The following is a 14,761-nucleotide window of genomic DNA, read 5'->3' on the forward strand; positions in this document are numbered from 1 at the left end:
TGAATTCACTACAAAATTCGCAATCTCGCCAAACGCCTGTTAGGCGATGTTTTTATTCTGTTTGTATTTTACCCGCATAAGTTCCATATGGCTTTCCTGAATAATCTCCCGTTTTAAAGAAATCACACAATAATTTTATTACATTGTCTATATCTTCGGGTTTTTCAAACTGTATTTTTCCATCTTTTACGTTGATTGGAGCTTTCTTTTTTATTCCTAATTTTTCCAATTGTTTTAATTTTTTTGGATTAAGAGAAGAAAGATTTCCAAGTTTCTCTAGTTTCATTAGTTTTTTATGTATTTCAGCTTTATTTTCTATTTTTACTTTAAGTTGTGTTATATCTCCAAAACATTCGTGGTTAGACATTGTGGTTGCTATTTCTTCCGCTCTTTTCTTATATTCTTCTTGTAATCCAACAAGTTGCTCAAAAAAGTACTTTTTTAGAACATAAAAAGTTTCTTCATAAAAAATACAATCAATTTGTTTATCAAGATAAACAGTGTCACTTTTTAGTAATGACAAAGTATTAGTATTTGTATCAAAATAAGTTCTAATTTGTTGACTAATACTTTTTTTATTTCCATCATTTTCTTTGTCAATTCCAACTTTTCCAGGTGAAATTTTTCTAAAAGTATAAAATGACTTTTCACTATCAATTTCAAATTCAACAGAGTAAGCCCATAATGTTTCATCTTGTAATATATCATTCAAGTCAGTTATTTTTTGCGGACTATGATTTAATTGATTGTAAACTACATCAGAAAATGAACCAACCTTATTTTCCATTTGATATGTAAACAAATGTTCAGTTTCATCTGCAATTACATCATAATCCATAAAATGGAGTTCTTCATTTTCTTCTATTTTAGTAAATTGTTTTAGCGATAAGTTATATAGATATTTTCTAACTTCGTTAGTAATTTCGATTTCATAAACTTTAAAATCAAATTTTTCAAGTACTCTTGCATTAGATTTTATTCCTTCCTTTAAAATTCTTGTAATAAAATACATTTTAAGATTTTCTTCACTCGCCTTGTTTATTATGTCAATAAGTATTGTTTTATCCATAATATATGTTTTTCGTTATTAGATTAATTTTTATTTCTTGATCTATTTCAACATCTTCATTTTGAGTGATAAATAGTCCTTTTTTGCTTTGTCCTTTTTTGCTAAAATCAATTTGATACAATGTATGAGTTATTGTTAAAATAGGATTAATAACAATCATATTTGATTTAGTATAAATGAAGAAAATTATTATTAGAACAATAAATATTGATAAAATATCAAATAAATTATTTGTATCTTGAAAGATGAATGGCACAATATACGTTGAAATATAACTTATACTTTCACTATTTTTATTTTCAATTCCAGTAATTTTTACTAGTTCTCCATTATTTTTTTTACTGTCAAGATTTTTTAAAAGCATTTTTAAGCCAAAAAAACCAAAAATTGAGATTATAATAAAGAAATAACTTAAACCAAATTTTTCTAATGCAGTTAATATATTTGGACTATTTATTTTACTAAAATTTAAATACTCGAAATTCTGTTTTATTTGTCTAATTACAAGTAAACCAAATAATGGAATGTATGATGTAATAAACATCACAAACATTGTAAGATTATTTAGTGTTACTTTTTTCATTATCAATTTTTTTGTGGATTTTCGGTAAAATGTTGTCTAACTTGCATATACTCACCACTCAAAGATAACAATTCTAATTACCTCAAAAAAACACCCTTAGGGAGTGGTTTGAAAATTAATCTTTTGATATTATATTACCATTCCCATCCTTTGTTAAATAATATTTTCTTGCTCTTCCAAAATCAAATACTGATATTTCTGTTGGATTTCCTTCTGAATCAAATACTGTCGTAATTAAACCCGGTTGTTCTCCAAATTGACTATGTTTAGTTCTAATAAAACAAATCCAGCCATTTTTTTCTTTGCGAATATCAAATGTTCTATCTTCGATTATATCTTTTTTCAACTTTGGAAAGGTATCTAATAACACTTCCATTGTCGCTTTTATCTCTTCTTTCGTTATCATGATTATTTAATTTTAATACCTATTTTTTCTAATTCTATTTCAAATTTCCAAGTTTCTAACTCTTTCAAAGTTACATCACCTAATCTTGGATTAAAATCTTTTCTAATTTGATTAATATTTTCTAAATCACTTAATAAATCTTCTCTTTTCCAATTTTTGGTTTTAAGTAACCTATTCAATACATATTGCTCATGTATATAAGTAGGAATTTCTCCCCAATATTTCATGTAGTTAGGCGTTTTATTTTTTAAATACATGTACATTTCTACATGAAACAGTTCGTGTTGGATAGTGTATCTTGTAAAACTAATATCTCTAATTTTTCCTAAATCATCAAACACTCTACCTGCAAACATATAAATTTGTGGGCCTTCACCTTTTAAACCTTTGTATAAAGGTATTCCAAATTCACCTGATGTTGGTTTAAAAAATCCATAACCACCACCTTTTTGCCATTGTTCAAAAAGTTTTTGATATTTTTCATTATTTCGATCGATTAAATTAATATCGAAATTTTTCAATCCCGTACTTTCTCTAACTTGCTTTACAAGGCTTTTAATGTAACTTTCTGAGATATCATCATTGTTATTAATAATAAAGTTACCTAATCTTCTTTCAACTTCAGCCACCTCACCTAAATGTCTTACCACCTCATCAGCATCTGCTTTAGTGAGTTTTCCTTCTTCTAGTAATTCATCTAAATATGTTTGGAGTTTTGCAAACTCTTCTTCATTGGCTACAATTTTTGTTGCAGTTCTTTTAAGTCCGTTTCTTAATGCATTTGTTAACTCGCCACTCAAAGATAACAATTCTAACCAAAATAAATATTCTAAAATTAAAGCACCAAATGCCGTGTCTTTCACACCTGTTAGCTTAAACAAAGCACTTACAGTTCCACTTGTTATTTCTACTGCTGCTGCAGTACCAGTAACTACTTTCCTTAGCTTACCTGCGCCAGAAACAACTTTACTTAAATATCTAAATTTAGCTAAATTACCAACTCCAGAAAATGTTGTAATTACGTCCAAAGCATATTCTGTTCCAGTAATAATATTGCTCCAAAACACTTTTTCTTCGTTAGCAAAAAGTAAAAATGCAGGAACAATGTTGTTTAGCTTTAAAGGAGCATCTTTAGAACTTATATTTTTTAAAAAAACTGGTTGAAAAGGATGATAAATAAAACTTTCTGTAACTTCTTCTAATCTTTGTCCTTCCTTAATATCAGAAGTTACATAATCATATTCCCCAGTTCCAATCTTAACATTAAGCTTGCTGTTTAAATAATTAATTTCAGCATTTGTGAAATAAAACCCAACAGTTTTTTCCGATTCGTATGGTAAAAATAATGGACCATCATATTTATCATAAATCTCATTATCAAAGTTTATGTAATTAGTTTTTAACCAAATATTGTTAAGTATTTCACAGAAGCTATTATAATTTTCTCCATCAATTGCATTAATTAGGAAACGTAAAATAGGCTCTTTCTTTCTATCTAATAAAAATTTATTTAAAAACGATTGATAATCTTGTAACGTTACTAACGATTTTTCAATAGTTTGCAATAAAAATATGAAGGCATCTTCAATCTTTGTGTCTTGAAAATTATATAATTGTCCATCTTGTATAATCCAATCGAAAAAGGCATATAATATATTTTTAGTAAGTATATTTTGTTGTAAGAACTGCTCTGGCAAACAATACATCAAAGATAACCCATCCCTTTTTTTATCAAAATCCTTGCTTTTTAAGTTTGTTTCAATTTTCCCTACAAATAGTTCTTTGTATTGCTCTAATAATTGGTTTATAGATTCGTTACCATAATCACCAGTTAAATCAAATTCGTAATAATTAAAAATTGATTCGTTTAAAAATTGCATTATGGCTTCGGCAACTTTAAATTCTATTTGTAATGCAATTTCTGGTTGTTCATTTACATTTCTATCTTTAACAGATTGTTTGTAATAGTATGTTAATTTATAATTTGAATTATATGTAATCTTTGGTACTAATACAATATTACCTTTACGTTTTCCTTTTTGTGTTATTTTAATTTTCTTGTCAGACTTGAAAATTTTATACAAAATACTCAACAAAGAAACAGAAACTGGAAGCAACGTATTAAAGCTTGAAAATAAATTATAAGAATTGTTTATTAGACTTTCAAAATCAAATTCATAGTTTTCATTATGTTGTATAGCAAGTTCATCTGGATCAAATTTTGTTGTAAAATCTTGGATAAGTGACGTTCCTATCGGCTCTCCTGAAGTACTATATAATGTATTAGTTTGGTTGTTGAAATAAAAAATTTCACCGTTATTTTTAGTGTATATTTTTAATTGTAGTACTTCTTGCACTGTTAACCATTGTGGTTCTTGAATAAAAACATTATACCATCTTAACTGATTGTCAATTTCAGTTTTTACAAAATAACTGTATGTGTTGTTATTCTTTAATATGTAAATAAAATTAGCTTCTTGAAAATAGGTGTCATAATTACTTTCCCAATGAATATTATTTAGTTGCTCTTTAGTTATTGATAATGATGTGTCATTTGTATCGCCATCAATAAGAATTATACTTAATTCTTTGGCTTTCTCATTTTCTGCCTCAGTAAATTGATGGAATTTTAAGAAGTAAAGCAATTCTTTTATTTCGTTGTCCATTTTATAGAAATTTATTAAAACTGCCTCTTATAAGAGGCAGTTTTTTTTTTAATAATTAGTTGCTTTTAATTTGCTAGACACCATGGACCTCAAGATTTACCTCAAGAGTTTGATTTTCTTCAAGTTCTAAAGTAATTGCTTTAGCTCCATCAATAATTTCATATTGATCACTTCGCAAATTATTATCAGCATCTAATAAAAGTTCATAATTACCCGGCTCTAAATTTAAAAGTTCATACTTTCCAGTACTATCTTTATAATCAATTGCTTTAATTTCACCATTAAATTGTTTAAGAACTATTTTACAAGGAACATTATCTGCACCAAGAATTCTTCCAACAATACTTGCTGATTTTTCTACAGAAGCACCACCTAATTGTGAATTTGAAATATTGAAATTTTCTGGACGTGGCACATCATCTGGGTTTTCAAAATCTGAATAATCTTCATTTTCAGGTAATGCTTTTTCTACTTCTAAACCAATAGATTGAGCTTGCAAAATTGTTAAGGAAGTTGGCACAATATTCCACCAAGCTTTACCATCTTTTGTTGCTTTAGTATTTCTTAGTTCGTCTGCAATTGACACAAATAATTCATTGTCAATTATTGGTACTTCTCCTCCGTTCCAAATTTGTCCGGTTTGCATATAATAATTTACTGCAGCTTCAAATCCTGGACGAACTGTTACTACAACTCTAGCCATTCCGCTTTGCATAAAGCTTCTGAATAACGGGTCATTAGTTTCATTATATTGATAAGTACTTGCCCAGTCACTTCTGTTACCCCAATAAAATGGATAAAAATGATAAGACATAATGTCCCATTCAAATGCTTGCTCAATAAATTTTACGAAAGCAGCATATTCATCTAAACTCTTATTAACGTTTACCTCATAAGCCCCAAAACTACCTCCTCTAGTTAAGTCATTTTTCCCATATGTATTTTTAGCCGTTGGAGATTGGTCAATAATATAAGAAATACAATTTTTACGTAATACCATGTTTTCTATTTGACGATAAAATCCAGGGTTAGTACCTTTAATTTGTACTGCTTTCGCATTTTCCTCTGCAACTTTTTGGTTATAGTCAGTAAGCGCATCTTCATAGGCATCAATTATAGCTTTAAAAGTTTTTTGCTGCCATTTTTGTTTTGTTTCAGATGACAAACGACATACTAACTCTACTGAAGCAATAGATGAATGTAATGCCGTTGCATAGTATGAAATTGGGAATTTTTTTGTGTAGTTTAAAGCAGGGTACGAAACCGTATTTGGATTTGGGCCATGAGCATATTTACTATTAGAACCTCCTAATACCGCATGAACTCCAACACCATAACCATTCCCAGGTCCATATGTAAGAGATAATGCTAAGTGGAACTTAACGCTAAATGATGAATAACCGTCAGGTATTTCTATATCATCTGTTTTAGATTCTGTAAAAGCTTCTCTTGTGTTTTTGTTTTGAGAAAAAGACTTACCAATTACAATTTCATTATCAGGCAATGTCTCAAATTCTACATTAAATTTACTTGTCCAATATTTTAATTTCACATCATCTAATTGTGAAAAATCTTCTAATTTATAATTTGTTACTTTTCTTGGGTCTTCAGGCTTAATTAATAAGTTGTTTTGGTTTGCCATTGCTACCATACCCAAAGTATGCAATTTGGCAGGTTGTGGAATCATAAATTCATACATTAATCTTTTACCATAATTGTAAATTTGATTTTTGTATAATTTGTCTACCCATCGATATACTCCAACTACATGTTTGTCTCCTTTAGTATTGTCAAAACCATGCTTATTGGTTTCTTCAAATTCTTCAATTATTTTTTCAATACGCTCTTGCTTTACCTTTGTAACAACTCTTTCAAGGGCTCTTTCTGTAATTTCTTTTGCTTGAGTTACAGCTTGAAGTGTACTTTCCTCTTTTGAATTATGTGTGGCAAAATTTGCACCAGCATCAAGTTTCAACGATGTACCTGTTGGCTGATAAGAAACATTTGCATATCCGCTTAAATCTTTAGTTTGTTGTAAAACTTTTGCTATTTCCGATTGCATTTCAAATCGTGAAGTAGAAGTAGTGTCGGTCAATTGTTCATGCTCGCTTTCAGTAGAGCTGGTTTCAGTAATTTCACTTCTTCTTAATCTACGAGTTGCTTTCTCTCGATATTCTTTAGCCATTACGTTTTCAATATGTGCTACTTCTCCTTCAATATATGACTGAACGGTTTGTTCTACCTTTTTGTAGTCAGCAATACCAATTTGTTTCATACCAAAACCTGATGGAATAAACGGTTTTTCTGGGTTTATAGTCGTATTGTTTGGAATTTCATCATCCACATATTCTGGCAAACATTCACCAATTAAAAATCCCGAAAAAGATTGATGTAAATTAAATGCTTCTATACTGAACGTCTTTTTACAACCATTTGTAAAAGTAATTTCTCCATTAATTTCTTCAATATTTGGTTCATCTGCTAAAACTGCTCCTCCTAAAGATATATTTCTTAAGGTGATAAGATCGTTTGTACGTGTTTTTGTAAAAGTAAAATTACTCACGCTATTAATAGTTTTAACTATATTATAAGTTATTGCAAGTACATCCCAAGTAGAATTAGGCACTTTTAATAATATATCAGCATTATAAACTCCAGTCGGTAATCTTCTTGGGGCTAAATGATATTGAAAATCTTGCAATAATGTAGTGTTATCCACAGGTATTAATATGCCTCCAACACTAACAACTATATCATTTCCAGAATCTAAATTCCCAATAATTATATCATTTCCTGTACCAATAGAATCATCAATTAACACATGTAAATCATCAAAAGAATCATAAAACCCTATACCTGAATCGTCTGCAATTTTTGCATTTTCATTTGTTTCATTTGAAGTCAATAATGACAAGTAAGTAAATGATTCTTCAGATAGATTAGTTCTTAAATATGCAGCATCAATTGGTTTTGGATGTGTAAATTCAAATTCTGGCAATATAGGTTCCGTTATTTTTGGAGGCTGATTACATGGGTCCTCTGAATTATAAGGTTGTTCATTATTTCTAACACTACACCAATCTTGTTTTGCTGCATCTAAATCGGCATTATATTGTTGTAATATTGGATCAATTGTTAGTTTATAATCTTTCTGAGCTGCTTCATATGCCACCGAGTATTCTTTACTATGTGTTAACTCAACTCTTTTTAATTCTTTTTTTAGTTTTAATAATCCAGTATTTTGTTCCTCTGCGTTTGCAATAACTTGTTGTTTTTGTAATTGTAATGGTGGAACTGGCATTACTATTACTGGAGGACTTGTTTCACCTCCACCTGAGTTTACCTCTACATCAATACCGTCAGTAAAAAGTAATTTTGGCAATACTATTTTTGATAAAAGTATTTGCTTATTTAATTCATTATTATCATAACCTCCTTTATTAATATAATTGTTAGCAATAATCAATTGCATGATAACTTCTTTTATATAAAAGTCTTTTTGGGTAACTACATGATAAATTAAATTATCCCATAACAACAATTCATCACTAGAGGATAATGCATTTACTTTATCTATTTGGATTAATAAATCCGCTTCACTATAATAATTTTTATTTTTAGCTACCCAAATAGAAAAATTATACAAATTTGCGTTAAGCTCTTTTATTTCTTCTGCATTTAATGAGTCAAATCCAATAGCCGCAGTTTTTAATTTTTGCCATTTTACTGCGGTAGTATCTTCAGAAGTTATATTAGCAGCAAAAATAGTTCCATTAGCTTCTTCTGGGCAATAAATAAATTTGTTATAAAGTTCGTTGTCATTCGTTAATTCAGGTGCTCTGAATGATGTGAATCTAAAGAGTGTGTTTTTAATTTCTGCTGGCATAATTTTATGGGTTAGTTAAATGATTTAATAAAAAAATTAAACTTAAAAATTGTAATCAAACGAAACAATACGTATTTATACTTAATTTGTTATGTGTTTTTCAAATCAAATTTGTAAAAAATTAAAAAAAGAAATTATATACAAGATGTTTTTATCAATATTGGTTGAACTTGGTAGTCAAAAATTTTCTTGGATTTTCATTAGCTATTAGTTGAAATAAAGTATCTCCAAGATAACCTCTCAAATTAAGGTGCAAATCTTTTTCAGTATCTTTCTGACTAACAACATAATAATCGGAGCCAAAAAGAACTTTATTTTTAACTTTATCATCTTCAAGAATAAATTTTAGCAAAGGAAATAAACTCTCATCATGAAGTATAAAACTAATATCAGCATAAACATTCTCATACTCAATCATTAAATCATAAATTACAGATAACCAACTAGCATCCCACCAAATTGTTCTAGGATTACCATGATTCAAAGTGTTTTTCCTTTTACTATAATCTGTTTTACTATCATGCGAAATATTTTTATTGTAATTATTCCAACAATCATTAAGATACTTCTTCCATTCATCCTCTCCACCAAAATGTGCCAAACAAATTTTTAATTTACTTAAATCAATTGCTTTATCAGGAGAATTTCCTAAAAACTCATTTAACAATTCCTTGTTTAATAGACAATGATAATTTAGAGGATGAGTGAAATTAGTCGAATACTGATACCCTTCCCTTTGTGGTAAAGGTATAGATTCATAAACCCCTTCTTTCTTATGATATTTAAGTACAGGATGTTGATTCCATTCCTGTTGTTTTTTGCCTCTATAAAAAACAGTTCCTGCAATACAATGAGTAATAATTGGAATTTCATTCTCTTGTGCAAAAAGATACATTTCAATCAAATTCTTATCAAAAGGATAATAACCTAAAGCAGGATATAGCTTAATACCATCAAATTGTTGAGATTGCAACAAATGTTTAGCATAATTCTCATAATTTTTCTGTTTTGGTGCATGTTTAGTTGCTGCAATTCTTCTTGGGTCTAAAAACAAGAAAGGAAGTAAACGCTCTTTTTTACGAATTTTCAAACAACGTAACTCCTCTAGTTGTTGTAAATAAGGTCTAGTAGGCTGCCCAGCTTCCATATAATCCATATCCATAGAAAGGACAACAAACCGAGTATCTGTATCATAACTTTTTGACAATAAATCAAAAATTTTAGATTGATCCTGATACAACGAATATCTCCCTAATGTCAAAAACCTATTTACTGTCTCTCTTGTTGATTTACTAAAAATAACTTCTACTCTAAAAAAATAGATTATAATTTTAAAAAACCAATTAATAAAGAAAAAAATAATTGAAAGTAATAAGTGTAAAATTATAGTCTTTCTAAAAAAATCTTTGATGGTATATTTAAGAGAGTTTAATCTATTTTTAAACACTTTAAATTTATGATTACCTCTTGATGTAAAATTTTTATAATACCATTTCACAAAACGCATGGTTATGACATGATGCAAACCTAATGGCATCAATCTTTTTCCAAACTTATTTGGCACATGATCTATGGTAAAAATATGAGTGTGAGTATTAAATATTTTATGCTTTTCCATGTAATTCACTCTTTTGAATTTGCTTTATTACTCTGTTTAATTCTAAAAAAGTCAAATTTTGATTTATAAATTTTAAAACTTTCGTCTTTTTTGTAGGATCTATAGACACATTGGATTTATCAAACGAAGTTAAGATGGAGTGATTCAACAAAATTGTATTTAACTCATTAATATCTACAGAATGCAAAATATTTTTAGGTAAATTACTTATGCTAATGTTATCAACCAACCTACCTCCCTTCAAAAAAGTTCTGAAGTACTTTCTTAAAAACCCTAATACATCATCACCACCCGATTGAGCAAGTTTCAATGCAGCGTATAGAGAATTATCACTTAATGTAATATAATCATCAAAATTATCTTTTGAGGCAGAACACTTTTTTATATCAAAATCACTATGTTGTATGTTACTAATCTTACAAGTATTATCAAAAAAAGTGTCTTCATTAAATGAACAATTTAAAAAACCAGAAAAACCTTCAATAACTGAATTTGTCAAATACATATTTCGAAAGTCGATTTCTATTTTTAAACTTGATGGAATTTCAATTAAATATAAATTATTTATAGAAATAATTGATTCACGATTAAATTCTTCGTCTGAAAATAATTTTAAAATAATATCTGTTGCAGAATAATCTTTACTTTTAATTTCATTTAAAAAAATAATAATATTACTTATTGCTTTTTGCTTGATGTACTCATAACCTTGATTTGGTTTTTTATCATTATATGTTTTGATTTCAATTATCAAATCCTTAAACTTTAATAATAGAATTTCAAAACTATGCTCTGAGTCTTTAATTTTATTCTTTAGTCCTTCAAACAATAATGAATTGTATTTTAATTCTTTTGAAATTACTGTTATAAAAGTATCTGTCAAATCGAAAGAATTATTTGAAATTAATTTTGAATAAAGTACATTATTCTTAAAAAACAGCTTATAAAAATCAAACCTAAAATGATAATTTTTATCTTTTAAATAAAAAAAAGGATTATCTCTCAAGCTATTTTTTACACGTTCAGAACTCAAATCAATATTCAATTTTTTTAACAAATAACAAAAATCATCATCATTGAAAATACCATTCTTCTCAACAGCTATTAATCCTAATAACCTAACATAATCATCTACATCAATAGTAAAACCGTGATTCTCTTTTTTTGCAATTTCTCTTTTACAAATTTTATAAATTAAATAATCATTGCTGTTTTTTTTCACTAGTATATTAGAATCAAAACATACTTCAATTTCATCGTAATCAAAATTATTTTCAACAATGTTAGAAATAATTTCTAATAGAAAAGGAGAATAAATAAATTCTTCACCGTTAATATCCTCGTAAAAATAATCTAACAACTTTATTGAATCATTTAATTTTTTTACATCATTATTAAAATACTTTTTAAAATATTTCCTTACTAAATCTCTATTGAATTTTAAAAGATTAAAAATTTTATGTTTCTTTTGAAACTCACTATCAGCTAATAACAATTCATTAATATAAATATCTCTACAATTAATAATTAACTTTCCTTTACCTATTGTTTCCTCAAGAGTTGTAAAATCAGCTAAAAAATCAGCCAAACTAAAATTGGGTAATGTGGAAATTATTTCGTCAATACCATCAATGATTACAGTTATATTTCCAAATGCAAAGTTGGATTTAAAAGTATTAATATCTAAATTACCAACTTCAGTATTAGATATTTCAAATACAGTTTGCAAATCAAAACGCCAATTATCTACTCTATCTCTTTGCTTAATTTGTTCAATATAAGATTGAGCATCTAAAAAAATAACGATATTATTATCGAAATCATTAATAATAACATCATGAATCTTTTGACATACAGTTGTTTTACCATCTCCTCCAGGTCCAATAATAAATGCTACAGATGTCTCGTCGTTTTTTAACCATTCAAAAATATCTTCTAATTTCTCAAAATCATTATCAATTTTAAAATATGGTGAAATAAAAACCTCGTTTGTAAAAAATGAATCCTGTCTAATGTTTTTTAAACTTTCTTCATATAAAAACTCATCCAAAAAATGAACTTCATTGCGATTCTTAAACTTATCTTTAATATATTTTAAACGTAAATTAGTTGGTTGATTATAATCCTTTGGAACTAAAATTGTTAAGTTTGAAGAATATCCCTTTAAATATTTTTCATCAAATTGCTTTAAAACTTCACTTCTCTTGTATTCATGGCTAAATATTAAAAAATTTATCACTGAATTCTTATAAGACAGATTACAAATGCAAAAATACTTTTCATCTTCATTAGTAATTGCACGAAAACTATGAGCTGGAAATAAAGATTGTAGAACCTTCTTAATAAGCTCAAAATTATACTTGAGTACAGAAACTGGTTTTAAATATTCTTTAATTAGATGTTCTATTTTATTAAGATTAGTGGAAGTAACTAATCTTGGGGTTTTATAATTCTTATTTGCTATTGAATTAATAAATTCATCAAATAATAAAAGTAATGGCCTTAATCCCTTTTCGTCAAAATAGCTGAAAATTTTGGATTTTGGATCTGAACTATCAATAGTGAATTCAATATGCGAATTTGATGCTATTAAAATAAATTTCTTGAAATTATCTCTTACAATACTTGGATTAAAAATAACAATCGAAGATATAAATTCAGAATTCATCTCAATTAATTTTTGATGCAATTCATTAGAATCAACTACAACTTTATGCCCCAAATTGATAATAATTTGTGACAAATAACTTGCATTAACAATTTCTTCTTCATCAAATGAGATTCCAATCAAATCTGAATTATCGTTAAAATTAACATCTAGAAAAACACTCTCTAACAATTCATTTACTTCATTGATTTTATGATAATTATTTTCATTTGTAAGTAAACGATATACATCACTAATTCCAATAAAACCATTTTCAAAATCTAAAATAAATTTATTATTAATGAGTTTTTGCAGCCTTTCTTTTGATTCCTTTTTAATAGTTCCTTTATCTTTTAAAAAAACAAAAATTAATCTATCGTATGACTCATAATATGATTTTTCAATGATTTTCTTAATTGTACTCTCAATCTTTTCTAAACTAGTTGTAGAAGTAACTTGTATCATTAATTTATTTTCATCATCAATCCCATCTATTCCCGGAAAATTGGTTTTTCGCTTATTAGTATTTGAACAATTGTATCCAAATATTAAATTCAATATTTCTAAAAATGTAGTTTCAAGTAACAGGTTCAAACTCAAATTATTTGACGCATTCTCTATTTCAATTTTATTTTTTAAAATACTTAAATTAGTACTTAATCTGTCATTTAATGCTCTACTATTCATTCTTAATAATTTCTAATTCAACCATTTTATCCAATATTATTCTAATACAACTCTGACCATTGGTTTCCATATCCCAATAAAGTTTATGCATTCGTATTCCATCCATAGTTATAAAATTGAAAAAATTTTGTGACTTATCTGGTGAGACTTCATAATTAAGATTAATTGGCTTTAATGAGGAATCACGAATTCCATTTAAAGCTTCTCCTCTAGTAGAATTCTTTCTAAAATTTGAAGATAATGCATCGGAAATAGAATAAACATTAATCCACTTTAGCTTTTGTTCCATAACTAAATTTCTGTTCTTAAAATAAGAACTATAGTATGAATTAATAAATTCGTATGGATTACCAATTGTTATCAAGAGTTCTGTTAATAATTTAGCATTTTTAGAAGGCATTGTTCCTAATGGAAATAAATAATCTGTTGCTATTAAACATCCAAAACTATAACAATGAAAATGAATTTTCGATTCATGTTCATGCTCCGAAATATACTCAACTAGTAAATCTAAATTCCCTGAAATTAATTGACTTTGCATTCCATCATTCAAATATTGATCAGCACATGCAAATTCAGTTGCAATTGATGTGACTATAGTTTTTGACTCAGGAATTACAAGTAGTATAAAAGTTGTTAATGGAACTGTCCATTTGTAAGTTTGCTTTAGATATGCGGGAAAATCACCCGTTAAACCTTCTATGAAAGTTAATATTTTTTTTGCCACTTGAAAATCATTTACCATATCAATCGAAGCAGGTATTAAAAACAATACCGCTAATGATACTAGAACCAAAATAAAGAAAGCATAAAATGTTAAATAAGGTCGATTATAATTATCATGAATAAAAACACGCTTTAAAAGCTGAGGTAATTTTTTTAATACTAACAAAAAAAGAAGTGAATTTTTTAATAACATATTTCGCTTCTTGAAGCGTTCTGTCAATAATTCATGATACTCAAATTCATAAAAGGTATATACTACTTCTTCATTTTCTTGGCCCAACTTCACAACCTTCACAACCTTTGAAGTGTTTTTTCCTGAATAAGTAATTATCTCACTCCTCAAATCATAGGAAGTGCCTTTTTCTATAAATAATAATTCATTTTTAAAACGTTCAGCATACTTTAATACATTCTCTTGATGAAATGACTGACCTAAACCGGATATGTAAATCCCTATATTTTTCTTCATATGT

General features: G+C 27.4%; 8 protein-coding genes. All 8 read right to left on the reverse strand.

Annotation, left to right across the window (positions count from 1 at the left end):
- Nucleotides 1–52: 52 nt before the first annotated feature.
- Nucleotides 53–1,069 (reverse strand): Kiwa anti-phage protein KwaB-like domain-containing protein, encoded by a 1,017-nt coding sequence (locus BMX42_RS04955; RefSeq protein WP_091309696.1) that lies wholly within the window; start codon nucleotides 1,067–1,069, stop codon nucleotides 53–55.
- Nucleotides 1,062–1,652, reverse strand: a complete 591-nt coding sequence (locus tag BMX42_RS04960) for a hypothetical protein (RefSeq protein WP_091309699.1) — start codon at nucleotides 1,650–1,652, stop codon at nucleotides 1,062–1,064. Before BMX42_RS04960 ends, BMX42_RS04955 begins: the two co-directional genes overlap by 8 nt.
- 115 nt (nucleotides 1,653–1,767) lie before the next feature.
- Nucleotides 1,768–2,058, reverse strand: a complete 291-nt coding sequence (locus BMX42_RS04965) for a hypothetical protein (protein WP_091309703.1) — start codon at nucleotides 2,056–2,058, stop codon at nucleotides 1,768–1,770.
- A 2-nt stretch (nucleotides 2,059–2,060) separates the two neighbouring features.
- Nucleotides 2,061–4,724: a hypothetical protein gene (locus BMX42_RS04970; RefSeq protein ID WP_091309706.1), complete on the reverse strand. Its 2,664-nt coding sequence runs from the start codon at nucleotides 4,722–4,724 to the stop codon at nucleotides 2,061–2,063.
- A gap of 73 nt (nucleotides 4,725–4,797) precedes the next feature.
- Nucleotides 4,798–8,610, reverse strand: coding sequence for a hypothetical protein (locus BMX42_RS14515; RefSeq protein WP_177169120.1), 3,813 nt, complete (start codon nucleotides 8,608–8,610; stop codon nucleotides 4,798–4,800).
- A 154-nt stretch (nucleotides 8,611–8,764) separates the two neighbouring features.
- Nucleotides 8,765–10,228 (reverse strand): amidohydrolase family protein, encoded by a 1,464-nt coding sequence (locus BMX42_RS04980; protein WP_091309710.1) that lies wholly within the window; start codon nucleotides 10,226–10,228, stop codon nucleotides 8,765–8,767.
- A complete protein-coding gene (locus BMX42_RS04985) occupies nucleotides 10,215–13,562 on the reverse strand; it encodes an SMEK domain-containing protein (protein ID WP_091309714.1) in 3,348 nt (1,115 codons plus the stop codon). Before BMX42_RS04985 ends, BMX42_RS04980 begins: the two co-directional genes overlap by 14 nt.
- On the reverse strand, nucleotides 13,555–14,757 hold the full coding sequence (locus BMX42_RS04990) for a hypothetical protein (RefSeq protein WP_091309719.1): 1,203 nt from the start codon (nucleotides 14,755–14,757) through the stop codon (nucleotides 13,555–13,557). The genes BMX42_RS04985 and BMX42_RS04990 overlap by 8 nt, the downstream gene beginning before the upstream one ends.
- Nucleotides 14,758–14,761 lie beyond the last annotated feature (4 nt).

It is taken from the genome of Flavobacterium terrigena (assembly GCF_900108955.1).
GTDB classification, from domain to species: domain Bacteria; phylum Bacteroidota; class Bacteroidia; order Flavobacteriales; family Flavobacteriaceae; genus Flavobacterium; species Flavobacterium terrigena.

Coding starts and splice junctions, on each gene's coding strand:
- BMX42_RS04960 (WP_091309699.1), bottom strand. CDS start 1,652: ATGAAAAAAGTAACACTAAATAATCTTACAATGTTTGTGATGTTTATT.
- BMX42_RS04985 (WP_091309714.1), bottom strand. CDS start 13,562: ATGAATAGTAGAGCATTAAATGACAGATTAAGTACTAATTTAAGTATT.
- BMX42_RS04965 (WP_091309703.1), bottom strand. CDS start 2,058: ATGATAACGAAAGAAGAGATAAAAGCGACAATGGAAGTGTTATTAGAT.
- BMX42_RS04970 (WP_091309706.1), bottom strand. CDS start 4,724: ATGGACAACGAAATAAAAGAATTGCTTTACTTCTTAAAATTCCATCAA.
- BMX42_RS14515 (WP_177169120.1), bottom strand. CDS start 8,610: ATGCCAGCAGAAATTAAAAACACACTCTTTAGATTCACATCATTCAGA.
- BMX42_RS04980 (WP_091309710.1), bottom strand. CDS start 10,228: ATGGAAAAGCATAAAATATTTAATACTCACACTCATATTTTTACCATA.
- BMX42_RS04955 (WP_091309696.1), bottom strand. CDS start 1,069: ATGGATAAAACAATACTTATTGACATAATAAACAAGGCGAGTGAAGAA.
- BMX42_RS04990 (WP_091309719.1), bottom strand. CDS start 14,757: ATGAAGAAAAATATAGGGATTTACATATCCGGTTTAGGTCAGTCATTT.